The organism is Kosakonia oryzae (assembly GCF_001658025.2).
Lineage (GTDB): Bacteria > Pseudomonadota > Gammaproteobacteria > Enterobacterales > Enterobacteriaceae > Kosakonia > Kosakonia oryzae.
Map to the genome: position 1 here is coordinate 4,854,327 of NZ_CP014007.2, position 21,549 is coordinate 4,875,875.

General features: G+C 53.8%; 23 protein-coding genes. 12 read left to right on the top strand and 11 right to left on the bottom strand.

Annotated features, from left to right (window positions below; genetic code table 11):
* The first annotated feature begins 144 nt into the window (after positions 1-144).
* Positions 145-1,482 (top strand): hemolysin family protein, encoded by a 1,338-nt coding sequence (locus AWR26_RS23010; RefSeq protein ID WP_064568677.1) that lies wholly within the window; start codon positions 145-147, stop codon positions 1,480-1,482.
* Positions 1,483-1,561: 79 nt separating this feature from the next.
* Here AWR26_RS23010 and AWR26_RS23015 read toward each other — a convergent pair whose 3' ends face one another.
* Positions 1,562-1,768: a DUF1107 domain-containing protein gene (locus AWR26_RS23015; RefSeq protein WP_003856054.1), complete on the bottom strand. Its 207-nt coding sequence runs from the start codon at positions 1,766-1,768 to the stop codon at positions 1,562-1,564.
* A 325-nt stretch (positions 1,769-2,093) separates the two neighbouring features.
* Between AWR26_RS23015 and AWR26_RS23020 the strand changes: the two genes are divergently transcribed.
* Entirely contained in the window at positions 2,094-2,651 is a 558-nt protein-coding gene (locus AWR26_RS23020; protein WP_064568678.1) for a YtfJ family protein, read from the top strand.
* Here the strand turns inward: AWR26_RS23020 and cysQ are convergent.
* Positions 2,641-3,381, bottom strand: a complete 741-nt coding sequence (cysQ, locus tag AWR26_RS23025) for a 3'(2'),5'-bisphosphate nucleotidase CysQ (RefSeq protein ID WP_064568679.1) — start codon at positions 3,379-3,381, stop codon at positions 2,641-2,643. The genes AWR26_RS23020 and cysQ overlap by 11 nt on opposite strands.
* 190 nt (positions 3,382-3,571) lie before the next feature.
* Here cysQ and AWR26_RS23030 point away from each other — a divergent pair, with 190 nt between their 5' ends.
* On the top strand, positions 3,572-5,518 hold the full coding sequence (locus AWR26_RS23030; RefSeq protein ID WP_139227940.1) for a bifunctional 2',3'-cyclic-nucleotide 2'-phosphodiesterase/3'-nucleotidase: 1,947 nt from the start codon (positions 3,572-3,574) through the stop codon (positions 5,516-5,518).
* Positions 5,519-5,608: 90 nt separating this feature from the next.
* On the opposite strand, the gene AWR26_RS23035 is transcribed toward AWR26_RS23030, so the two are convergent.
* On the bottom strand, positions 5,609-6,001 hold the full coding sequence (locus tag AWR26_RS23035) for a winged helix-turn-helix transcriptional regulator (protein ID WP_064568681.1): 393 nt from the start codon (positions 5,999-6,001) through the stop codon (positions 5,609-5,611).
* An 84-nt stretch (positions 6,002-6,085) separates the two neighbouring features.
* On the opposite strand from AWR26_RS23035, the gene AWR26_RS23040 reads away from it, so the two are divergent.
* The 3 genes from AWR26_RS23040 to AWR26_RS23050 all read left to right on the top strand — a co-directional run bounded on the left by AWR26_RS23040 (position 6,086) and on the right by AWR26_RS23050 (position 8,881).
* Positions 6,086-6,934: an SDR family oxidoreductase gene (locus AWR26_RS23040; RefSeq protein ID WP_064568682.1), complete on the top strand. Its 849-nt coding sequence runs from the start codon at positions 6,086-6,088 to the stop codon at positions 6,932-6,934.
* 81 nt (positions 6,935-7,015) lie between these two features.
* Positions 7,016-7,840 (top strand): AraC family transcriptional regulator, encoded by an 825-nt coding sequence (locus AWR26_RS23045; RefSeq protein WP_043955425.1) that lies wholly within the window; start codon positions 7,016-7,018, stop codon positions 7,838-7,840.
* Between the two features lie 75 nt (positions 7,841-7,915).
* Entirely contained in the window at positions 7,916-8,881 is a 966-nt protein-coding gene (locus tag AWR26_RS23050) for a DMT family transporter (RefSeq protein WP_064568683.1), read from the top strand.
* Between the two features lie 47 nt (positions 8,882-8,928).
* Here the strand turns inward: AWR26_RS23050 and AWR26_RS23055 are convergent, their stop codons facing one another.
* On the bottom strand, positions 8,929-10,584 hold the full coding sequence (locus AWR26_RS23055; protein ID WP_064568684.1) for a methyl-accepting chemotaxis protein: 1,656 nt from the start codon (positions 10,582-10,584) through the stop codon (positions 8,929-8,931).
* 273 nt (positions 10,585-10,857) lie between these two features.
* Here AWR26_RS23055 and ytfE point away from each other — a divergent pair, with 273 nt between their 5' ends.
* Complete coding sequence (gene ytfE / locus AWR26_RS23060; RefSeq protein ID WP_064568685.1) at positions 10,858-11,520, top strand: iron-sulfur cluster repair protein YtfE; 663 nt, start codon at positions 10,858-10,860, stop codon at positions 11,518-11,520.
* A gap of 64 nt (positions 11,521-11,584) precedes the next feature.
* On the opposite strand, the gene cycA is transcribed toward ytfE, so the two are convergent.
* Together cycA and fklB are read right to left on the bottom strand one after the other, a co-directional pair.
* Positions 11,585-12,997 carry a D-serine/D-alanine/glycine transporter gene (cycA, locus tag AWR26_RS23065; RefSeq protein ID WP_043955431.1) on the bottom strand — a complete coding sequence of 471 codons (1,413 nt, stop codon included), beginning with the start codon at positions 12,995-12,997 and terminating at the stop codon, positions 11,585-11,587.
* A 296-nt stretch (positions 12,998-13,293) separates the two neighbouring features.
* Positions 13,294-13,914, bottom strand: coding sequence for an FKBP-type peptidyl-prolyl cis-trans isomerase (fklB, locus tag AWR26_RS23070; RefSeq protein WP_007372773.1), 621 nt, complete (start codon positions 13,912-13,914; stop codon positions 13,294-13,296).
* A 263-nt stretch (positions 13,915-14,177) separates the two neighbouring features.
* Between fklB and AWR26_RS23075 the strand changes: the two genes are divergently transcribed.
* On the top strand, positions 14,178-14,831 hold the full coding sequence (locus AWR26_RS23075; protein ID WP_064568686.1) for a LysM-like peptidoglycan-binding domain-containing protein: 654 nt from the start codon (positions 14,178-14,180) through the stop codon (positions 14,829-14,831).
* 227 nt (positions 14,832-15,058) lie between these two features.
* On the opposite strand, the gene rplI is transcribed toward AWR26_RS23075, so the two are convergent.
* Genes rplI through rpsF form a run of 4 tightly spaced genes read right to left on the bottom strand, consistent with a single transcriptional unit; the run spans position 15,059 to position 16,498 of the window.
* Entirely contained in the window at positions 15,059-15,508 is a 450-nt protein-coding gene (gene rplI / locus AWR26_RS23080; protein ID WP_007372771.1) for a 50S ribosomal protein L9, read from the bottom strand.
* Between the two features lie 41 nt (positions 15,509-15,549).
* A complete protein-coding gene (gene rpsR / locus AWR26_RS23085) occupies positions 15,550-15,777 on the bottom strand; it encodes a 30S ribosomal protein S18 (RefSeq protein WP_000135199.1) in 228 nt (75 codons plus the stop codon).
* A 4-nt stretch (positions 15,778-15,781) separates the two neighbouring features.
* Positions 15,782-16,096 (bottom strand): primosomal replication protein N, encoded by a 315-nt coding sequence (gene priB / locus AWR26_RS23090; protein ID WP_064568687.1) that lies wholly within the window; start codon positions 16,094-16,096, stop codon positions 15,782-15,784.
* Between the two features lie 6 nt (positions 16,097-16,102).
* Positions 16,103-16,498, bottom strand: coding sequence for a 30S ribosomal protein S6 (rpsF, locus tag AWR26_RS23095; RefSeq protein WP_043955435.1), 396 nt, complete (start codon positions 16,496-16,498; stop codon positions 16,103-16,105).
* A 344-nt stretch (positions 16,499-16,842) separates the two neighbouring features.
* Here rpsF and yjfY point away from each other — a divergent pair, with 344 nt between their 5' ends.
* Positions 16,843-17,115, top strand: a complete 273-nt coding sequence (gene yjfY / locus AWR26_RS23100) for a DUF1471 family protein YjfY (protein WP_043956973.1) — start codon at positions 16,843-16,845, stop codon at positions 17,113-17,115.
* Positions 17,116-17,309: 194 nt separating this feature from the next.
* Here the strand turns inward: yjfY and yjfP are convergent, their stop codons facing one another.
* On the bottom strand, positions 17,310-18,059 hold the full coding sequence (yjfP, locus tag AWR26_RS23105) for an esterase (protein ID WP_064568688.1): 750 nt from the start codon (positions 18,057-18,059) through the stop codon (positions 17,310-17,312).
* A 187-nt stretch (positions 18,060-18,246) separates the two neighbouring features.
* On the opposite strand from yjfP, the gene bsmA reads away from it, so the two are divergent.
* The 3 genes from bsmA to AWR26_RS23120 all read left to right on the top strand — a co-directional run bounded on the left by bsmA (position 18,247) and on the right by AWR26_RS23120 (position 21,091).
* Entirely contained in the window at positions 18,247-18,576 is a 330-nt protein-coding gene (bsmA, locus tag AWR26_RS23110; RefSeq protein ID WP_071892786.1) for a biofilm peroxide resistance protein BsmA, read from the top strand.
* 123 nt (positions 18,577-18,699) lie between these two features.
* Positions 18,700-18,987, top strand: a complete 288-nt coding sequence (gene yjfN / locus AWR26_RS23115; protein WP_007372763.1) for a DUF1471 family protease activator YjfN — start codon at positions 18,700-18,702, stop codon at positions 18,985-18,987.
* 169 nt (positions 18,988-19,156) lie between these two features.
* Positions 19,157-21,091, top strand: a complete 1,935-nt coding sequence (locus AWR26_RS23120) for a methyl-accepting chemotaxis protein (protein ID WP_064568690.1) — start codon at positions 19,157-19,159, stop codon at positions 21,089-21,091.
* Positions 21,092-21,549 lie beyond the last annotated feature (458 nt).

Genomic DNA, 21,549 nt, shown 5'->3' on the forward strand with positions numbered 1-21,549 from the left:
TTAAGCCTCTGGCAGCTAGCGACAGGCTTACGCTATACTACCCCTCGAAATTGCCGGCTCACCGCTTCGGGCCGGCTTTCATTGTGTTTACCACATGGATATTCAAAACCCCTTCCGAGGATCCGGTTAATAGCTGGATAAATTATGTTAAACAGCATTTTAGTCATACTCTGTCTGATCGCGGTAAGTGCGTTTTTCTCGTTGTCAGAGATCTCACTCGCCGCATCGCGAAAAATTAAGCTCAAACTGCTTGCCGATGAAGGCAACATCAACGCGCAACGCATTCTGAAAATGCAGGAAACGCCCGGCATGTTCTTTACGGTGGTGCAAATTGGTCTTAACGCCGTCGCCATTCTTGGCGGTATCGTCGGTGATGCGGCTTTCTCTCCCGTTTTTCACAGCATGTTGATCAACGTGGTTTCCCCGGAGCTGGCCGAACAGCTCAGCTTTATTATCTCCTTCTCGCTGGTGACCGGGCTGTTTATTCTGTTCGCCGACCTGACACCGAAACGCATCGGTATGATTGCGCCCGAAGCCGTGGCTTTGCGTATCATCAACCCGATGCGCTTCTGTTTGTTCCTTTTCCGCCCGCTGGTCTGGTTCTTCAACGGCCTGGCCAACGTCATCTTCCGTATTTTCAAACTGCCGATGGCGCGCAAAGACGACATCACCTCCGACGATATTTATGCCGTTGTGGAAGCCGGTGCCTTAGCCGGGGTGTTGCGTAAACAGGAACATGAACTGATTGAGAACGTGTTTGAACTGGAGTCACGCACCGTGCCGTCGTCAATGACTTCGCGCGAGAACGTGATTTGGTTCGATCTGCATGAAGATGAGCAGAGCCTGAAAAACAAAGTCTCCGAACATCCGCATTCTAAATTTCTGGTCTGTAATGGTGATATCGACCATATTGTCGGCTATGTCGATTCCAAAGATTTGCTCAACCGCGTGCTGGCGAATCAAAGCATGGCGCTCAACAGCGGCGTGCAGATCCGCAACACACTGATCGTGCCGGATACCTTAACCCTGTCGGAAGCGCTGGAAAGTTTCAAAACCGCCGGTGAGGACTTCGCGGTAATCATGAACGAATACGCGCTGGTGGTCGGGGTTATCACCCTTAATGACGTGATGACCACGCTGATGGGCGATCTGATCGGCCAGGGGCTGGAAGAGATGATTGTCGCCCGTGATGAAAACTCATGGCTGATAGATGGCGGCACGCCGATTGATGACGTGATGCGCGTGCTGGATATCGATGAATTCCCGCAGTCCGGCAACTATGAAACCATCGGCGGTTTTATGATGTTTATGCTGCGTAAGATCCCGAAGCGCACCGATGCGGTGAAATTCTCCGGCTACAAATTTGAGGTGGTGGATATCGATAACTACCGCATCGATCAGCTGCTGGTTACCCGTATCGACACTCGCGCGGCGGTGCTGACGCCGAAGCTACCTGACGCGGAAGATAAAGGCGCGGCGTAATCGCCTGCTGAAATATCAACGGCCCCTGTGGGGCCGTTTTTTTATAGTACTTAAACTACTGCATAGCACAACGGGTTGGTTAAGCCATCTCAGTTTGCAGACGCATAACCTGACGGTTGACTTCGGACATCACAGAGAGATGCTGTTTGTCCTTCACTTTCGGGATAAGGATCTTACCCTTGTCGAACTCGAAAGCGCCAACGTCCTTGATATACAACCGTCCACGGAACAGGATTTTTACGTACTTAGCCACCTGAAGTGGGTTGTAACGCTGGAAAATTTTCATTCTTGTTTCTCCTGTAAAGCATTACGCCCTTGCGGTACCACAATCGGACCAGCGTTGGTGAGCGCAAATTTTAATGCTCAATGACTATAGTTCAGAACCTCACTCATACATAGTGTGAATAACTTTATTTACCTTTTGATGACAATTATTCAGAATATTCTTTTCAGTCCCTTAATCCACGCAGTATAAAGCCATTTTTTTTCACAGTTATGTGCGTCCGCCCGCAAACTGGCATCCCCCTTGCGGGAAAAACGTATAGATCGCACTTATGATTAAAACCGTAATTCAAGTGGTCGGATCACCTGCATAACGATAAGGAAACACCATGACCCTACGTTCTATCCTGGCAGCGACATGCCTGTTACTGCCGCTGATGGCTTCAGCCCATAACTTCGAAACCAATCAGCGCGTGCCGCCTGTGGGCATTGCCGACAGAGGGGAGTTGATTCTTGAGAATGACAAGTTTAGCTATAAAAACTGGAACAGCGCCCAGCTTCCAGGCAAGGTGCGGGTTGTACAGCATATTGCCGGTCGCACCTCCGCTAAAGAGAAGAATGCCGGGCTGATTGAGGCGATAAAAGCTGCAAATCTGCCTCATGACCGCTATCAAACCACCACCATCGTCAACACCGATGATGCCATTCCGGGCAGCGCCATGTTTGTGCGCAGCAGCATTGAGAGCAACAAGAAGCTCTATCCGTGGTCGCAATTTATTGTCGATAGTGAAGGCGTGACGCGTAAAGCGTGGCATCTGGACGAAGAGAGTTCCGCGATTATCGTGCTGGATAAAGAAGGCCGCGTGCAGTTTGCTAAAGACGGTGGATTGAGCCAGCAAGAGGTGCAGCAGGTGATCGACCTGCTGCACAAGTTACTCAGTAAATAGAGACCCGAAAGCCGGGGTTGAGGAAGGATTCACGCGGGGTGTAATCCAGAGTACGCCCCTGCCAGTCGTGAACATGCGCCCCGGCGGCTACCGCAACAGCATGCCCTGCCGCCGTATCCCAGACGCTGGTCGGCCCGAAACGCGGATAGAGCTGCGCTTTCCCCTCTGCAACCAGGCAGAACTTCAGCGATGAACCAATCGCCGTGGTTTGATGTTCGCCTAACTGCTGTAAATACTCTTTCAGTTCATCATCAGCGTGGGAGCGGCTCACCACGACCAGCGGCGGACGCGCATCGCGCACCTGAATCTGCTGGTGATGCCCCGCTTCTTCCTTCCACGCTTTGCCTTCAGCGGCAGAGTACATCACTTTCAGCACCGGCGCGTAGACCACGCCCAGCACAGGTTTTCCCTTTTCAATCAAAGCGATATTGACCGTGAATTCGCCGTTACGCTTGATAAACTCTTTGGTGCCATCCAGCGGATCTACCAGCCAGTAGCGTCCCCATGTCTGGCGAATTTCCCATGCGGGCGGATCCTCTTCCGAGAGCACCGGAATATCTGGTGTCAACGTCTGCAGACCGCGCACAATCACGCCGTGGGCCGCAATATCTGCGGCGGTCACCGGGGAGTCATCCACCTTGCTGGTGACCTCCATCGGTTTGTGACCGTCATACACCTGCATAATGGCGTCACCCGCTTCCCGCGCGAGTTGGCAAATTGCATCTAACATATCCACCTCTTATCTGTTCAGTGGTTTGTAACTCGTTGTTTTACTTATATCGCATTGCGCTGGAATCTGCCATCTGTGATAACGATTGCGTTTTCTTTGCTCACTTTTATGGCAGTATTCACAGTTCTGTAAGCAACAAAATGTACATAACAATTTCTTTTGTGGCTTAGATCGAAAAAGGATGCCTCTGATGATTAAGTTTAGTGCAACGCTTCTGGCGACGCTGATTGCGGCCAGCGTGCAGGCTGCAACGGTGGATTTGCGTATTCTGGAAACCACTGATTTGCATAGCAACATGATGGATTTTGATTACTACAAAGATACTGCGACGGAAAAATTCGGACTGGTGCGCACTGCCAGCCTGATCAACGCCGCGCGGGGCGAAGTCAAAAACAGCGTGCTGGTGGATAACGGCGACTTAATCCAGGGCAGTCCGCTGGGCGACTATATGGCGGCAAAGGGGCTTAAAGCGGGAGAAATTCACCCGGTCTATAAGGCGATGAACACCCTTGATTACACCGTGGGTAACCTCGGCAATCATGAATTCAACTATGGCCTGGATTACCTGCACAAAGCGCTGGCGGGAGCGAAGTTCCCTTATGTGAACGCCAATATCATTGATGCCAAAAGCAAAAAACCGCTGTTCACGCCTTACCTGATTAAAGAGACCGCCGTGCAGGATAAAGAGGGCAAAACCCACACGCTGCGCATCGGTTATATCGGCTTTGTGCCGCCGCAGATCATGGTGTGGGATAAAGCCAACCTCAACGGCAAAGTGACGGTCAATGACATCACCGAAACCGCGCGCCGCTACGTGCCGGAAATGCGCGCCAAAGGTGCCGATCTGGTGGTCGTGGTGGCACACTCCGGGCTGTCGGCGGAGCCGTACCAGGCGATGGCGGAAAACTCCGTTTACTACCTGAGCGAAGTGCCAGGCGTCGATGCCATTCTGTTTGGTCACGCTCACGCCGTCTTCCCGGGTAAAGATTTTGCCGCCATCAAAGGCGCAGATATCAGCAAAGGCACACTGAACGGTATTCCGTCGGTGATGCCGGGCATGTGGGGCGACCATCTCGGCGTAGTCGATCTGGTGCTGAACAACGATTCCGGCAAATGGCAGGTGACGCAATCCAAAGCCGAAGCGCGCCCGATCTACGACGCGGCGGCGAAAAAAGCCCTCGTTGGCGAAGACAGTAAGCTGGTCGCGATCCTCAAACACGATCACGATGCCACGCGCCATTTTGTGGGAAAGGCGATTGGTCAATCGGCTGACAACATGTACAGCTACCTGTCGCTGGTGCAGGACGATCCGACCGTACAGGTGGTGAATAACGCGCAAAAAGCCTACGTCGAGCACTTTATTCAGGGCGATCCGGATCTGGCGAAACTGCCGGTGCTCTCTGCCGCCGCGCCGTTTAAAGCAGGTGGACGTAAAAACGATCCGGCCAGTTTTGTTGAAGTGGAAAAAGGCCAGCTTACGTTCCGTAACGCCGCCGATCTCTACCTCTACCCCAACACACTGGTGGTAGTAAAAGCGACCGGTAAAGAGGTGAAAGAGTGGCTGGAGTGCTCAGCCGGGCAGTTCAATCAAATCGATCCCAACAGCGATAAGCCGCAAAACCTGATTAACTGGGACGGTTTCCGCACCTATAACTTCGATGTTATCGACGGCGTGAAATACCAGATCGATGTGACGCAGCCTGCGCGTTATGACGGCGAATGCCAGAGCATAAATCCGCAGGCGGAACGCATTAAGGATCTGACGTTTAACGGCAAGCCCATCGATCCGAACGCGGTTTTCCTCGTCGCCACCAATAATTACCGCGCCTATGGCGGTAAGTTTGCCGGGACGGGAGACAGCCATATCGCGTTTGCTTCGCCGGATGAAAACCGCGCCGTGCTGGCAAAGTGGATCAGCGATGAAACGAAGCGCGCCGGGGAAATCCATCCCGCCGCCGATAACAACTGGCAACTGGCTCCGGTTCACGCAAACCACAAGCTGGATATTCGTTTTGAAACCGCGCCGACGGACAAAGCCGCCGCGTTTATTAAACAGAACGCGCGTTATCCGATGCAAAAAGTGGGGAACGACGAAATCGGCTTTGCGATTTATAGCATCGATTTAAACAAGTCGTGATTAACCCGATCCGTGAGGCCTCGCTTTTGTCGGCCAGCTAAGCGCAGCGCCATCTGGCATCTTGCCCGGTGGCGCTAACGATTACCGGGCTTACGCCACCTGTTTCGCATGATGCGCCAGCACCTGCGGAATATTCAGTTCTATCCAGTCCGCCAACGCGGCGACCTTCTCGCTGACCTCTTCGCCAAGCGGGGTCAGACTATACTCCACATGCGGCGGTACAACCGGGTATGCGACGCGGTTAATAAAACCATCCTGCTCCAGCCATTGCAGGCTTTGCGCCAGCATCTTTTCGCTGACGCCGCCCATCTTGCGGCGCAGATCGCTAAAACGGTGCGTGCCATCACGCAGCGCCACAAGGATCAACACACCCCAGCGGCTGGTTACATGTTTGAGGACATCCCGCGACGGACACTGCTCGGCGAACAAATTGCCGTCGCGTACCAGTTCACTCAGGGTTCGGGGGGCAGAAACTGTTTTCATACTTACCTTTTTGTACGTACTTACCAAAAGTTAGTGTGGATGATAGCTTACCACAACACTCACTGAACACGTAAGGAGAACACCATGATCGCACTTACCGGCGCGACCGGCCAACTGGGCCAGTTTGTGGTAGAAGAGCTACTGAAAACCGTCGCGGCAAAACAGATTGTCGCCATTGTCCGTAACCCGGCGAAAGCCGAAGCGCTGAGCAAACAGGGCGTACTGGTGCGTAAGGCCGACTACGGCGACCAGGCCGCGCTAACGCAGGCGCTGGCAGGCGTCGATAAACTGCTGCTGATCTCCAGTAGCGAAGTGGGCCAGCGTGCCGCGCAGCACCGCAATGTGATCAACGCCGCTAAAGCCGCCGGGGTGAAATTTATCGCCTACACCAGCCTGCTGCATGCGGATAAATCCCCGCTCGGCCTGCACGTCGAACATGTTGAAACCGAGAAAATGCTCGCTGAATCCGGCATTCCGTATGCACTGCTGCGCAACGGCTGGTATAGCGAAAACTACCTTGCCAGCGCACCGGCTGCACTGGCGCACGGTGTCTTTATCGGTGCCGCAGGCGACGGCAAAATCGCTTCGGCGACCCGCGCGGATTATGCTGCCGCTGCGGCTCGTGTGATCAGCGAAGAGGGTCATGCCGGTAAGGTTTACGAACTGGCGGGCGACAACGGCTGGACGCTGAGTGAACTGGCCGCGCTGTTAAGCAAAGCCAGTGGCAAAAACATCGTCTACCAGAACCTGAGCGAAGCGGATTTCGCCGCCGCGCTGAAAGGTGCGGGCTTGCCGGACGTGTTTGCTAATCTGCTGGCGGATTCCGATGCCGGAGCCGCAAAAGGTGGTCTGTTTGACGACAGCAAAACGCTCAGCAAACTGATTGGTCGCCCGACCACGCCGATTGCTGACAGCGTCAACGACCTCGCGTAACGGTTAAATATTGGTTAATTTTTGTAGCCTGCCGCCGGGTCATCCTGAATAATGCAGCGATGACCCGCGTGGAGATGCATTGTGGAAGGCGTACCAGAGCAGTTTAACGACGAGCGAGATCGCGCACGCTTTCGCCACCTGGCGAAGGTGCCGGGCGTTGAGCTGTACCACGCGCATATCTCCCGTTACGCGTTCGAACCCCACACCCATGAAGCCTTTGGCATTGGTGCCATTGAAGCCGGTGCCGAACGCTTCCGCTATCGCGGCACGCAGTATGTCGCTCCGGCCAATTCCGTAGTCACCATGAACCCCGACGAGCTGCACACCGGCGAAGCCGCAGCCGACGACGGCTGGCGTTATCGCATGGTCTATCTCGATCCGCAGTTGCTCGAAGAGGTGACCGGCGTCCGCCACTGGTGGTTCAGCGAGGTGATGCGTCACGATCCGCTGCGCACCCGGCAGATCTGCACGCAGATCCACGGCCTGTGGCATACCGACGATCCGCTGGCGCAGCAAGGCATTTTGCTGGATCTGATCGATACTTTTCGCCCGCTGGCGCATCACGCGCCGCAGCGCCCGGAAGGCGCACACCGTTTTGAACGCGTGCGCGACTATCTGCACGACAACTATATGCACAGCCTGACGCTGGACGAGTTGGCAAGCGTTGCTGCGCTTAGCCCGTACCATTTTCAGCGCCAGTTCAAGGCGCACTTCCACGTCACGCCGCACCAGATGTTGATGGCGATCCGTCTGTGGCGGGCAAAAGCGTTTCTCACGCAGGGCATGCCCGCCGCAGACGTCGCCGCCATGACCGGGCTGACGGATCAATCGCATCTGACACGCGCCTTTACTCACCGCTATGGCATCACGCCGGTGCGTTACCAGAAGCAAGTCACCCGCCGTTAATGCGCAATCTCATACAATATTCCGCGCCATCGCTTCTCTACACTGGCGACAGCCAATGTAAATGTGGATGGAATGATGATTAGTGGTGTGTTGTATGCCCTGCTTGCCGGGCTGTTATGGGGGTTAATTTTCGTTGGGCCGTTGATCGTGCCGGATTACCCGGCGGTACTGCAATCCACCGGCCGTTATCTGGCGCTGGGCCTGATCGCCCTGCCGCTGGCATGGCTCGGGCGCGTGCGTCTGCGCCAGTTAACGCGCAGCGACTGGATGACGGCGCTGGCGCTGACGATGATGGGCAACCTGATTTATTACGTCTGCCTGGCGAGCGCCATCCAGCGTACTGGCGCGCCGGTATCGACCATGATCATCGCCACCCTGCCAGTGGTGATTCCGGTGTGCGCCAACCTGCTCTACAGCCAGCGGGACGGCAAACTCTCCTGGCGTCGGCTGGCACCCGCGCTCGCCTGCATCGCGATCGGCCTGGTGTGCGTCAATATCGCCGAGCTGCGCCACGGGCTGCCGGATTTCACCTGGCGTCGTTACGGTACGGGGATCGCTCTGGCATTTACCTCGGTGGGTAGCTGGGCGTGGTATGCCCTGCGTAACGCCCGCTGGTTGCGGGAGAACCCGGATAAAAATCCGATGATGTGGGCGACGGCGCAGGCGCTGGTGACATTGCCCGTCTCGCTGGTCGGTTATCTCGCCGCCTGCCTGTGGCTTGGCGTACAGCAGCCCGATTTCTCCCTGCCATTCGGTCCGCATCCACTGGTGTTTATCGTGCTGATGTTTGCCATTGCCGTGCTCTGCTCGTGGGTGGGCGCGCTATGCTGGAATATTGCCTGCCAGCGTCTGCCAACGGTAATTGTCGGCCCGTTGATTGTTTTCGAAACGCTGGCCGGGCTGCTGTATACCTTCCTGCTGCGCCAGAGCATCCCACCGCTGCTCACCTTTTGCGGCATTGTGCTGCTGGTGTGTGGCGTGGTGATGGCAGTGCTGTCAAAACCGCAAAAAGCGAGTGTCATTCCGCTACAACAGGAATAAAAAAACCCGGCATCATGCGCCGGGTTTGCTCAGCCTGAAGCGAGAGTTTAGAAGGTTTCCCAGTTCGCTTCGCTAAAGCTCTCTGCGGCTTTCACCTGCGGTTTGCTGCCCGGTTTTACCAGCGCAGGCGTGCGCACGCTGCGGCTGCGGTTGACTTTAAATACCGCTACTGTTTCCGTCAGGCGTGCAGCCTGCTCTTCCAGCGCGGCAGCGGCAGCGGCGGACTCTTCCACCAGCGAGGCGTTCTGCTGCGTAACGCGATCCATCTCAGCAACGGCCTGACCCACCTGGTCGATACCGCGGCTCTGCTCGTCCGAAGCCGATGAGATTTCGCCCATGATATCCGTCACGCGGGTAACCGCACTGACGATCTCTTTCATCGTCTCTCCGGCTTGATGTACCAGCGCAGCGCCTGCATCGACGCGACTACCGGAATCTTCGATCAGCCCTTTGATCTCTTTCGCCGCCTGCGCGCTGCGCTGCGCCAGCGTACGAACTTCACCCGCAACGACGGCGAAACCACGGCCTTGTTCACCAGCGCGGGCAGCTTCAACCGCCGCGTTCAGCGCCAGGATATTGGTCTGGAAGGCGATGCCGTCGATCACGTTGGTGATTTGCGCGATTTTGCTGGAGCTGGTAGCAATTTCATCCATCGTACGCACCACGCCATCCACAACCTGACCACCTTTTTTCGCCGTACTGGAGGCGTTCTGCGCCAGTTGCGTCGCCTGACGGGCGTTGTCGGCGTTCTGTTTCACCGTTGCTGTCAGTTGCTCCATGCTGGCCGCAGTCTCTTCCAGCGAGGCCGCTTGCTGTTCGGTACGGGAAGAGAGATCGTTGCTACCGGCAGAGATTTCGCCCGCGCCGGTATAAATGGTGTCGGCACCATCGCGCACCACGCTGACGGTTTTCACCAGCGACTGCTGCATCTCCTGCACATTTTGCGCCAGCAGCGCCATCTCGTTTTTGCCTTCGGCATAGATCGCGTGCGTCAAATCTCCCGCCGCGATGTGGCGAATATGCCCCATCACTTCATGCAGCGGTTTCAGCAATACACGCTGCATCGCCACCCAGCTGATGATGATCACCGCCAGAACAACGACCATGACGACACCCAGAATCCACAGGATGCGCTGGTAATCGCTCTCGTTTTCGATTACGCCCTGGTTCGCCAGTACAGCCTGAGCATCACGCCATGCGCGGTAGCTTTTCTGCATAGCGACCTGTTTCGCTTCCGCATTCTGGCGGAACATATCTTCCAGCTTACCCGCCAACAGCAGACGGTTCATTTCCGTCAGCGTCGCATGGTAAATGCCGTACTGTTTTTCCAGGTCGCTGGAGAGATTTTTATCCAGCCCTGGCGTGTCCGGCATCGCTTTGTATTTTTCAAAATGCTTTTGCGCCTGATTCAGCAAGTCGGTCGCGGTGTTGGCCAGCTCGCTCAGTTGCCCGCCATTGATCTGGCTGGCGGTGCTGCTCTGTAAGCGCAGCATGCCGCGGTTTAACGTGACGCGCGCCTGGTTAAGGCTGATCCAGGCATCAGTGAACTCAGAAACGTTCTGGCTGGAAATCTGAGAAACGTTAAAGTTGTTTTTGTCATTATTCAGCGCGCTGACAAACACGCCGGCAGAAATAAGCTGCATCGCACCCAGTACGAGCAACACCATAATTAATAAGGTAATAACTTTAATACGCTTGAACATCGTAGGCCTTCATTTGATACAGGGAATGGTCTGAGTCTCTGTATCGGCAGCGTTACGTAGTTGTTTAATCTCGCTACAAAACTCTATCCAAAATTTTTCAATAAAATTACCTGCATTCAATATGTTAAACGCGAAAGATTTTTTGTGATGAATATCACTGTTTTTCGCGCAATAAAGGCATAAGGCGCCTGGCCCCCACCCCAAAAGGGGTATATCATCGCCATAAAGATGCATTTAAAATGCATCTTATAATTTCACGATGAGGTAACTGCTATGGCTTTCCGCGATCAACCCTTGGGTGAGCTGGCGCTCTCAATCCCCCGCGCCTCCGCACTGTTCCGTCAATACGATATGGACTACTGCTGCGGCGGTAAGCAGACGCTAGGCCGTTCTGCGGCGCGCAAAGAGCTGGATATTGATGTGATTGAAGCCGAACTGGCAAAACTGGCCGAGCAGCCCATCGAGAAAGACTGGCGCGTTGCCAAACTTTCGGAAATCATCGACCACATTATCGTGCGTTACCATAATCGCCACCGCGAACAACTGCCGGAGCTGATTTTACAGGCCACCAAAGTAGAGCGCGTGCATGCCGATAAACCGAATGTGCCGCGCGGGTTAACCAAATATTTGACGATGCTGCACCAGGAGCTTTCCAGCCATATGATGAAAGAGGAGCAGATCCTGTTCCCAATGATCAAACAGGGCATGGGTTCGCAGGCTATGGGGCCGATCACGGTGATGGAGAGTGAACACGATGAAGCCGGTGAATTGCTGGAAGTGATTAAGCACATCACCAACAACGTCACGCCGCCGCCGGAAGCCTGCACCACCTGGAAAGCCATGTATAACGGCATCAATCTGTTAATTGACGATCTAATGGAACACATCAGTCTGGAAAACAATAACCTGTTTCCGCGTGCCCTCGCAGGTGAATAATAAAAGGCGCCCAAAAGAGCGCCCTTGATTCATGGAAGTTTAGAGCCGCTTTGCGGCTCTTTTTTTATGGCTGACGGTCAGCCAGACGTTTTTTACCGGCATAGAGCCAGCCCGCGCCCAGCACAATAAACCACAGCGGCGTGACGATCAGCGCTTCACGGGTATCCGCTTCCAGCGTCAGCAGCACCAGTACGAAAGCAAAGAAGGCCATGCAAACCCAGCACATCAATTTGCCAAGCGGCATTTTGTAGCTCGATTTTTCGTGCAGATGCGGACGCTGTTTACGGTAGACCAGGTACGAACAGAGAATGATCGTCCAGACAAACATAAACAGAATGGCCGATACGGTAGTGATCATGGTGAACGCGGCAATCGCGCTCGGGTTCACATAGAGCATCACCACGCCGCCCAGCAGGCAGATACAGGAGAAGGTCAGCCCTTTTGCCGGCACCGCGCGTTTAGAGAGTGAAGCGAACGCTTTCGGCGCCATCTTTTCCTGCGCAAGGCCAAACAGCATACGGCTGGTTGAGAAGACGCCGCTGTTCGCCGACGACGCGGCAGAAGTCAGCACCACAAAGTTGATGATGCTTGCAGCCGCCGGAATACCGACCAGCATAAACAGTTCCACAAACGGGCTTTTATCCGGGACGACTGAGCTCCACGGCGTCACTGACATAATGACGATCAGCGCGAAGACATAGAACATGATAATGCGCAGCGGAATGGAGTTAATCGCGCGCGGCAGGGATTTCTCCGGATCTTTGGTTTCTGCCGCTGTGGTGCCGACCAGCTCGATCCCAACAAAGGCAAAGACGGCTATCTGGAAACCGGCGAAGAAACCGCTGATGCCTTTCGGGAACCAGCCGCCGTCATTCCACAGGTGCGCGAACGAAGCTTCAACGCCCGTCGGCGATTTGAAGTGCATCAGCACCATCACTACGCCCACAATAATCAGCGCAACGATGGCAACGATTTTGATCATCGCAAACCAGAACTCCATCTCGCCGAACATTTTTACCGTCGCGAGATTGAGGCTCAGCAGCAGCAATACCACCGCCAGCGCGGCGACCCAGTCGGCAATGCCTGGAAACCAGAATTGCGCGTAGGCGGTGATCGCCACTACGTCCGCCATCCCGGTCACCACCCAGCAGAACCAGTAGGTCCAGCCGGTAAAGTACCCCGCCCACGGTCCCAGCAGATCGGCGGCGAAGTCGCTAAATGATTTATATTCGAGGTTTGACAGCAGCAACTCACCCATTGCGCGCATCACGAAAAACAGCATAAAGCCAATGATCATATAAACAAAAATGATCGACGGACCTGCGAGGCTGATGGTTTTGCCGGAGCCCATAAACAGCCCGGTGCCGATAGCGCCGCCGATCGCAATAAGCTGTATATGCCGGTTTGTGAGATTTCGCCGTAGCGACTGTTCAGCCGGAGCCTGTTCGTCGGCTGCGACTTTAACCTGATCTACCATGTTTTAATCCTGTCTGTGTTGTTGGGCTCTTCTGGCCTTTTATTGCGTGTTCCGTCCTTTATGGACGCATCGATATTAGGTAAGAATCGGCGGGATGGATACTCTGAATTAAATCGAATGTTAAATATTTGTTGAAAGTGAGTGTCATATCACTTAGTTAATGCGAAACGCCTCACAAAAATACACCTGAATGCATAGTTTGCAAGATAATATATCGACATTGATCTTATTAACGAACGATCGACGCACTCTTCTCACCCCTCCCTCTAAAAAGAGAGAGGGATTTATGCGGGGAATTACAGAATTTCCAGCAGTTCCACCTCAAATACCAGTGTGCTGAATGGCGGGATAGATGCGCCAGCGCCACGCTCGCCATAAGCGAGGTTGTGCGGGATAGTCAGCTCCCATTTGGAGCCGACCGGCATCAGCGTCAGAGCTTCGATCCAGCCAGCGATAACGCCGTTAACCGGGAATTCAGCCGGTTCGCCGCGCGCGACGGAGCTGTCGAATACGCTACCGTCAATCAGTTTACCGGTGTAGTGCACGCGAACACGGTCGGTGCGCGCCGGGATTGCGCCTTCGCCCTGAGTGATGACGCGGAACTGCAAACCGGATTCGGTGCTGTTCACGCCTTCACGCTCGCGGTTCTCTTCCAGATATTTCACGCCTTCCGCCGCCATCTCTTCAAAACGGGAACGACGCACGGCGTCGGCACGTTCATGGATTTCACGCAGGGCGCGATGTACAACGTCAACCGGTACAGCAGGTTGTTTGCCTGCCAGCGCGTCCGCGATGCCCGCGACCAGCGCTTCCGGTAACAGCCCCTCTAACCCGGATTCGCTAAGCTGCTGTCCGACCTGTAAACCGATGCCATAGCTGGCTTGCGCTTCGATCGTGTCAAAAGTTGGGGTTGTCATGGGTTTTCCTTTCATCGCTTTTTAAGGTAGCGCGCAGCATAACAGCCGGGCTGCGCCGGGTACAACTTTGTCGCAGGAAAGATGACAAATCGCAGGGAAAGGGAAAGAATAGAGCCCGTAAGATAAATCTAATATTGCTATAACAAAATCCGACTTTGTGCTGACGATCAGAGAGTTAAAAACGATGGACGCCGCCCCGGAAGGATAAAGTGTATATACTCAACGAGACAGGATTTTAAATGACGCGGAGCAGGAGGAAAGCCATGCCCGGGCGATTTGAACTGAAACCTACGCTGGTGAAAATCTGGCAAGCCCCGGACCATTTTCGCCTTATGGACCCGCTCCCGCCGTTTCACCGTCGTGGTTTGATCCTGGCCGCATTGCTGGTGGTTATCGGCTTTCTGCTACCGTCAACGGACGATACGAGGCCGGTTCCCACCTCACGCGAAGCGCAAATTCAGTTACCCTCATCCACTGCCACTCAGCCTGTCGCCCCTGCGCAAACGCCACCCGCGGTGGTGAACGATCCGCAACAGCTCGCCCCCGGCGCTGAAGAGTCGCTCGAACAGCAGCAACCAGAGCAACAGCCGGTACAGCAGCAAGAAGCCCCGGTGGCGCAAAGCCGCCCGACGTCCTCCTCTTCCGGCGGCATTGAGCAACAGTGGCGCTCTTATCGTGTGGAAGAAGGGAAAACGCTGGCGCAACTGTTCCGCGATCATAATCTGCCGCCCACCGATGTTTACGCGATGGCGAAAGTGGAAGGTGATGGAAAACCGCTGAGCAGCCTGAAAAATGGCCAGATGGTGAAGATTCGCCAGAATGCTAACGGCGTAGTAACCGGATTAACCATTGAGACCAGCGGCCAGCAGGTGCTGTTTACCCGCCAGCCGGACGGCAGCTTTATTCGCGTACGTTAACCCATAAAGCCGGATAAGCCCTTATCCGGCACATTTCATTCTGGTAGCGCTAAAAAGCAAAACGCCGGCACAAGGCCGGCGTTTCATTCCCCATCGTATTTCGCGTTGCAGATTCATTGGCTCATTCGCTTACCCTGGTCACTGAATTAACTCAGCTTCCGGGGATTCACTCACTTGCCGCCTTTCTGCAAGCCCGAATCACTTAAGGGCATCGTTATGAGTAAAAATTACTCAGCAACAACGTTTACAATCAGTTTAGCGAATACTTCGCTGTGAACCTGGAAGTCCACTTCGTGCTCACCGGTGGTACGCAGAACACCGTTCGGCAGACGAACTTCGCTCTTAGCCACTTTAACGCCAGCCGCAGTGACTGCGTCAGCGATATCGCGAGTACCGATGGAACCGAACAGTTTACCTTCGTCGCCTGCTTTAGACGCGATGGTAACGGTGCCCAGTGCGTTGATTTCTTCAGCGCGAGCGTTAGCAGCTGCCAGAACGTCAGCCAGTTTGGCTTCCAGTTCAGCGCGACGTGCTTCGAAATATTCAACGTTTTTCTTGGTAGCAGGAACAGCTTTACCCTGCGGTACCAGGAAGTTACGAGCGTAACCCGCTTTAACGTTAACCTGATCACCCAGGCTACCCAGGTTTGCTACTTTATCAAGCAGAATAACTTGCATTACCTTATCCTCTCAAAGTCGTATTAATGGACCGTGACCGATTACTGATGACGATCAGTGTACGGCAGCAGGGACAGGTAGCGAGCGCGTTTGATAGCGCGTGCCAGCTGACGCTGATATTTTGCACGGGTACCGGTGATACGGCTCGGGACAATCTTACCGCTTTCGGTGATGTAGTTTTTCAGCGTAGCGATATCTTTATAGTCGATCTCTTGAACGCCTTCCGCGGTGAAACGGCAGAACTTGCGACGACGGAAATAACGTGCCATATGGCTAGTCTCCAGAATCTATCAATTCAATCTGCTCGGCATGCAGAACCATTTTCGTCAGGCCATTCTTTGCTTTGTGGCAACTAATGAATCCGTGAACGGTTACTGCGCTACCGACCGTTATACTGTGAGTAATGGCCTGGTTCTCCTGCCCGCTGATTATTACAGGCATTTGGCACCACGCCTGCCGGTGAAAACCGGCTTCCTCCTGCACAGAACGGTGCTCAAGCACGAACTGGCAGTGAGGAATTCCTGACGGGCTGACCTTACGAAGCGGGGTCCTGCACACGGTGCCGGACAACACCAGTCGGTTGGCCATCAGTAATTACTCTTCAGAATCCCCAGCATCTGCATCATCTGCGGTTTCGTTTGCGAAATCATCGCGACGCTCACGGCGCTCGTCTTTCGCTTTAACCATCGGAGATGCTTCGGTAACAGCGTGTTTAGTACGCATTACCATGCTACGGATAACGGCGTCGTTGAAGCGGAAGTTTGTTTCCAGCTCATCGATCACTTCCTGCGGCGCTTCAACGTTCATCAGAACATAGTGAGCTTTGTGCAGTTTGTTGATCGGGTAAGCCAGCTGACGGCGGCCCCAGTCTTCCAGACGGTGGATCGTGCCTTGCGCACCAGTGATAGCACCAGTGTAACGCTCGATCATGCCCGGAACCTGTTCGCTCTGGTCAGGATGGACCATAAAAACGATTTCGTAATGACGCATCGAATTGCTCCTTACGGATTATTCAGCCTCCTGTCTGGGTCAGCCGAGGCCCGGGGAGGCAAGGAACGTGTTAAAGGTCGGCTGAAAAATTGACGCGTCATAATACTGATCCCACCGGGCAAACTCAAGGTGAATTGCACAAATAATTCGCACTAAGCGCAAAGAGAACTCCCCGCCACGCATTAAAATTAAACAAAACGCATTCCGGCAATTTTTTGAACGACAGCATCAGAAATCGTCGCGATACGTTTTATAACAAACGCGTAAACTTTAATCAGGCCTCAAAACAAAGGAGGAGAGATGTTCAAAACATAATATTCGGCGTTATATCGGAGAGTAACATCATGAAATACATCGCAATTTTACTAACAACCCTATTGCTGAGCCTCAATGCAACGGCAGCAATAAAACTCGATAACCGGCAAGCCCGGAACATGGATGATGTGCGCAGCTTAGGCGTTATCTACATTAATCATAACTTCGCCAGCGAACAGGAAGCCGACCAGGCTTTGAATACCGCAACCGACGCACAAAACGCCACCTACTTTCACCCCATCCTGACACACGAGCCAGGCAGCAACGGCGCTTTGCACGCCAGCGCGGATATCTACCGCTAACCGAATCAGGCTAAGTTTTCCTTGCGCTGCGGCCCCGGATTGGGGCCGCGCTCAGAAGGGAGAATAATTTTCTTTAGGATCTTATCAAATACCCCACCGGCAGGTTTAATCAGGGTTTGCCAGCGTTATGGAAAGTGATCCACATTCTGGGCCAGCACCATTATTTGCGTGGTGGCGCTGTGCGGCATGCGCCTTCAGAGATGACGGCGGAAAAAATCCGTTGTGGCTTCCAGCGCCAGCGGCGTGATGCGATGCGTCACGCCCGTTTCCCACTGATAAGTAAGATACGCATCCAGTCCCGCATCCTGCAACGCCTGTTGTAAACGGAAAGATTCTGCAGCGGGCACCACATCATCCTGCTCACCGTGCCACAGTAGCAGCGGGCGATCGGCAATACGTGCGAGTTGATGGCTCACCTCCCACTGCGCCAGCGGCGCCAGAATGGTTTCAAACTCGCGCTGTTGCTCTGCGTTGGTCACATCCAGCGGCGGGAAAAGCGTATGCGCCAGCGAAGAGAAATAGCCGGAACCCATCAGGCTGGCCACGCAGCGCACTTCCGGATGTGCGGTCATAATCCCCAGCGCCGTCATCCCGCCCATCGACGCGCCGCCGACCGCCAGCCGCTGATTATCAATAAGCGACTGGCTCTCCAGGGCGTCGCGCAACGCGGAGAACTCTTCAATATTGCCCTGTAAAATTTGCCAGAACTGGCGCAAGCGTCGCTCCACATTACCGCTAAAACGCGCGCCATGATCCGGCGCATCAGGCATGATCACGCGGAAACCCACCTGCGCCAGCGCGACGGCAAAATAGCTGTAGACCAGTTTTGACGAGGTAAAACCATGATAAAACACCACGCTGGGTAGGGGTTCGGTACGTTTTCCCGCCGGAAAAGCGTGTAGTGCTTCCACGCCGGCAAAGTGTTCTGTTTGCAGTTCGATCATCACACGCTCCTTGATTTCTTGTGCTGGTATGCCATCGGCAACCCCTCGACGCAAGTCAGAATTCGCAATAGCATCAGGTAAGGTTGAGATATAGATTACGCTTTCTAACCACTTTCATTCGAAATTAGTGCTCGCGGTAACAATTCGGGAACATTCCCCCAATTTGGATCACGTCAGGAACTACACTATGGCTATCAGGAGAGATGAGAAACCCATGCGCATTTTGCTATCGGTTCTGTTTGCCGCCTTGCTTAGCGGCTGTTCTGTGTTAGAGGGTACACCGCAACCTGCTCCGCCGGTGAGCGATCATCCGCAGGAGATCAGCCGCGACCAAACGCACGGTCTACAAAAAACAGGCGAAGTAAGCGTAACGGTACTGGGTTCTCCCATGGACGTGGAAGCCGCGATTAAGGCCAAAGCAGCCGCAGCAAAAGCCGATTATTACGTGATTATTATGATGGATGATTCCATTATTCCGGCCCGTTGGGTCGGACGTGCGTTGTTATATCGGCGATAGCGAGGCATTGATTTTCAGGATATTTACACTGCTTTGCGTCCATTGATGTTCTCCTGTGCACAATTGGATTAATGGAATCCGTTGCGCGAAAGGAAGCCCTGCAATATTTCGGGGTAACGAAAAATGGAGCTGACAATGAAACGATCTCTTGCCGTAAACTCACTGTTGCTTTCTACAGGAATGCTTAATACAACAGCGCAGCCCGCAGAGTTCGCCAGCGCTGACTGCGTGACGGGACTGAACGAAATCGGCCTGATTTCCGTCAATAATGTCTCAGGGAGCCTACAGGATGTGGAGCGTGTTATCGCGTTAAAAGCAGACGAACAGGGAGCTTCCTGGTATCGCATTGTACGAATGCAGGAAGATCAACGAGTTGACAACTGGCGGGTACAAGCGATCTTGTACGCCTGAGCCGCTAAACAAAGCCACCTAAATTTGGTGGCTTTTTTATTTCCCTGCAATCACTAAGACTATGTTAATGTAAAGATATCTCAATGTAACACTTTGTTACATTGACGTACTAAATGTTATCTAATTTGTGCCGTTGAAGGTGCTTCATACACAGAACAACGGACAAATTATGCGCGCCTTTTTCTCCCGCGCCGGTCTCGGTGCTAAATTGTCACTTCTGACTGGCGCAAGCGTAGCAACGCTATTCCTCCTGTTTACTTTTCTGATGAGCAATAAAGCCAGCCAACAACTGGAAACGCTGGCCATGGAAGACCTGCACAATCAGTCCACCGGCGTGGTGGATATGGTTGAAATGTTCAACAGTAGTCTCAGCGAGGAGGTGGAAAGCTACACACGCTTGTTCAGCAGTTTCCTGCCGCAACCGCTGGCGGTCGATCCGCAACAGCGCCGCGAAATTAACGGCATTGATGTTCCGCTATTCAAAGGCGGCGACACCGAGCTGCACAACAATAATGCCATTCCCGATGATTTTCTGAATCGCACCGGCGCCATTGCCACGCTGTTTGTACGCAGCGGTGATGACTTTGTCCGCGTGGCCACCTCGCTGCGCAAAGAGAACGGCGATCGCGCGATTGGCACCCGGCTGGACAACGCCAGCCCGGCTTTCGCCCCGGTGATGAAAGGCGAGGTTTATCGCGGCCTGGCACTGCTGTTTGGCAAACGCTATATCACTCAGTATCAACCGGTAAAAGACGCCAGCGGCAATACCATCGCCATCCTGTTTGTCGGCATCGATATCTCCCGCTCGTGGCAGATCATGCGCAGCAAGATCCTGGGTCGTAAGCTGGGAGAAAGCGGCCATTTCTTTGTGATCGATCGTAATGCAGGCAAGAACTACGGCAGCTACCTGTTCCATGATTCCGAGGAAGGCAAACGCCCGCAGTGGGATGAAAATGATCTGCAAACGCTGCTCAAAACCAGCAGCGGTACGCTGGCACGCACCAGTGCCGATGGCCGCACAATGTTGATGTCTTACACCACATTACCCGGCTGGAACTGGATCGTGGTCGGTGAAGTGGACAAAGAGGTACTGTTACAGGACGTCAACCGCATGCGCAACCTGTTCCTGCTGGCTGGCGTGCTGGTTTCTCTGCTGTTTGCCGCACTGTTCGTGGTGATTATCCGCCACTGGCTCACCCGTCCGCTGCGCCAGGTGATCGATCTGGCGCAGCGCTATGCCGCCGGGGATCTGCGCGCCACCCTTGCCGTTGATCGTCAGGATGAAGTCGGCCAGTTGATCGCCGCGATCAATGGCATTGGCGATGGCCTGCACACCATTGTGTTGCAGGTGCGCGAATCCGCGGCAGAAATTAACCTCGGTACTACTGCGCTGGCTTCCGACAGCAGCGAAATCAGCGAGCAGATCAACAAGCAGGCCAGCAGCGTGGAAGAGACGTCCGCCAGCATGGAACAACTGGCCGCCACCGTGCAGCAAAACGCCGCTAACATGGAGCAAACGCAGAGCCTGGTGAATGACACCACCGATGCCGTGCAAAAAGGCGGCGAAACCGTGGATCACTCGGTGGCAACCATGGAAGATATCCGCCAGGCCTCACAGCGTATCGCTGATATCACCCATGTGATTGAATCCATTGCTTTCCAGACCAACATTCTGGCGCTGAACGCGGCGGTTGAAGCCGCCCGCGCCGGTGAACACGGGAAAGGTTTTGCCGTGGTCGCCCAGGAAGTCCGCGCGCTGGCCGCACGCAGCGCTAACGCGGTGAAGGAGATCGAAGCGCTGATTGGCGACACGCTGAGGAAAGTGGGCGAAGGCCACGCTCAGTCGGAAGCGACGCGAGTGGCGATGCAATCGATCATCCGCCATATGAGCGAGATCAACAACTTAGTCCATGAGATTAACCATGCATCCCGTGAGCAGTCGGCGGGGATCAACCAGGTTAATCTGGCAATGACGCACATTGGCGATGCCACGCATATCAACGCCGGACGCGTATCGCAAAGCGAAGAAACCGCCCGCACGTTACGGGAAAAAGGGGCGCATCTGACGGAGCTGGTCAGCCTGTTCCGCTTAAAAATGGATTAACGTCCCTGCCCGCAGCACAGAGAGTAACAGGTCAGATTTCATCTATTTATCTGCTGTTTTTTTGTGCTGCGGGCCATCGGTTTATAAGGATTTACCTGGATCCCACTCTGTTTAGCGCCCGTCAGCAAAAAGCCATTATTATTTTTACTGGCAATTTTTAGTTAAAAAACAGCCAGAAAAGCCATTGCCTTAAAATAATTATTGTCATTGAAATGAGAAAAAAGAAAATCGACGAAGATAAATATATTTAGCATACAGAAAATACTCACTTCATTCTCATAAAATATTAATAAAATTGCCGTATTTCAGCGCCATACATTTTTTCCCGGAATGCTACCCCCCGTGCCTGTGTACGAATACATACACAATAATTATATTTTATGGAAAATAACCATTAATGAATTTTCGCTATTTTGACATTCAAATTTGCATCTCCTATTGTTCGGCGGTAATGGCAT

Excerpts from the sequence above, each read along its gene's own strand:
- AWR26_RS23035 (WP_064568681.1), bottom strand. The coding sequence starts at position 6,001 with ATGAAAACAGTTTCTGCCCCCCGAACCCTGAGTGAACTGGTACGCGAC.
- cycA (WP_043955431.1), bottom strand. The coding sequence starts at position 12,997 with ATGGTAGATCAGGTTAAAGTCGCAGCCGACGAACAGGCTCCGGCTGAA.
- fklB (WP_007372773.1), bottom strand. The coding sequence starts at position 13,914 with ATGACAACCCCAACTTTTGACACGATCGAAGCGCAAGCCAGCTATGGC.
- AWR26_RS23120 (WP_064568690.1), top strand. The coding sequence starts at position 19,157 with ATGCGCGCCTTTTTCTCCCGCGCCGGTCTCGGTGCTAAATTGTCACTT.
- rplI (WP_007372771.1), bottom strand. The coding sequence starts at position 15,508 with ATGCAAGTTATTCTGCTTGATAAAGTAGCAAACCTGGGTAGCCTGGGT.
- yjfP (WP_064568688.1), bottom strand. The coding sequence starts at position 18,059 with ATGATCGAACTGCAAACAGAACACTTTGCCGGCGTGGAAGCACTACAC.
- yjfY (WP_043956973.1), top strand. The coding sequence starts at position 16,843 with ATGAAATACATCGCAATTTTACTAACAACCCTATTGCTGAGCCTCAAT.
- AWR26_RS23010 (WP_064568677.1), top strand. The coding sequence starts at position 145 with ATGTTAAACAGCATTTTAGTCATACTCTGTCTGATCGCGGTAAGTGCG.
- AWR26_RS23055 (WP_064568684.1), bottom strand. The coding sequence starts at position 10,584 with ATGTTCAAGCGTATTAAAGTTATTACCTTATTAATTATGGTGTTGCTC.
- AWR26_RS23015 (WP_003856054.1), bottom strand. The coding sequence starts at position 1,768 with ATGAAAATTTTCCAGCGTTACAACCCACTTCAGGTGGCTAAGTACGTA.
- AWR26_RS23030 (WP_139227940.1), top strand. The coding sequence starts at position 3,572 with ATGATTAAGTTTAGTGCAACGCTTCTGGCGACGCTGATTGCGGCCAGC.
- AWR26_RS23050 (WP_064568683.1), top strand. The coding sequence starts at position 7,916 with ATGATTAGTGGTGTGTTGTATGCCCTGCTTGCCGGGCTGTTATGGGGG.
- priB (WP_064568687.1), bottom strand. The coding sequence starts at position 16,096 with ATGGCCAACCGACTGGTGTTGTCCGGCACCGTGTGCAGGACCCCGCTT.
- AWR26_RS23075 (WP_064568686.1), top strand. The coding sequence starts at position 14,178 with ATGCCCGGGCGATTTGAACTGAAACCTACGCTGGTGAAAATCTGGCAA.
- ytfE (WP_064568685.1), top strand. The coding sequence starts at position 10,858 with ATGGCTTTCCGCGATCAACCCTTGGGTGAGCTGGCGCTCTCAATCCCC.
- yjfN (WP_007372763.1), top strand. The coding sequence starts at position 18,700 with ATGGAGCTGACAATGAAACGATCTCTTGCCGTAAACTCACTGTTGCTT.
- AWR26_RS23040 (WP_064568682.1), top strand. The coding sequence starts at position 6,086 with ATGATCGCACTTACCGGCGCGACCGGCCAACTGGGCCAGTTTGTGGTA.
- AWR26_RS23020 (WP_064568678.1), top strand. The coding sequence starts at position 2,094 with ATGACCCTACGTTCTATCCTGGCAGCGACATGCCTGTTACTGCCGCTG.
- rpsF (WP_043955435.1), bottom strand. The coding sequence starts at position 16,498 with ATGCGTCATTACGAAATCGTTTTTATGGTCCATCCTGACCAGAGCGAA.
- cysQ (WP_064568679.1), bottom strand. The coding sequence starts at position 3,381 with ATGTTAGATGCAATTTGCCAACTCGCGCGGGAAGCGGGTGACGCCATT.
- rpsR (WP_000135199.1), bottom strand. The coding sequence starts at position 15,777 with ATGGCACGTTATTTCCGTCGTCGCAAGTTCTGCCGTTTCACCGCGGAA.
- bsmA (WP_071892786.1), top strand. The coding sequence starts at position 18,247 with ATGGCTATCAGGAGAGATGAGAAACCCATGCGCATTTTGCTATCGGTT.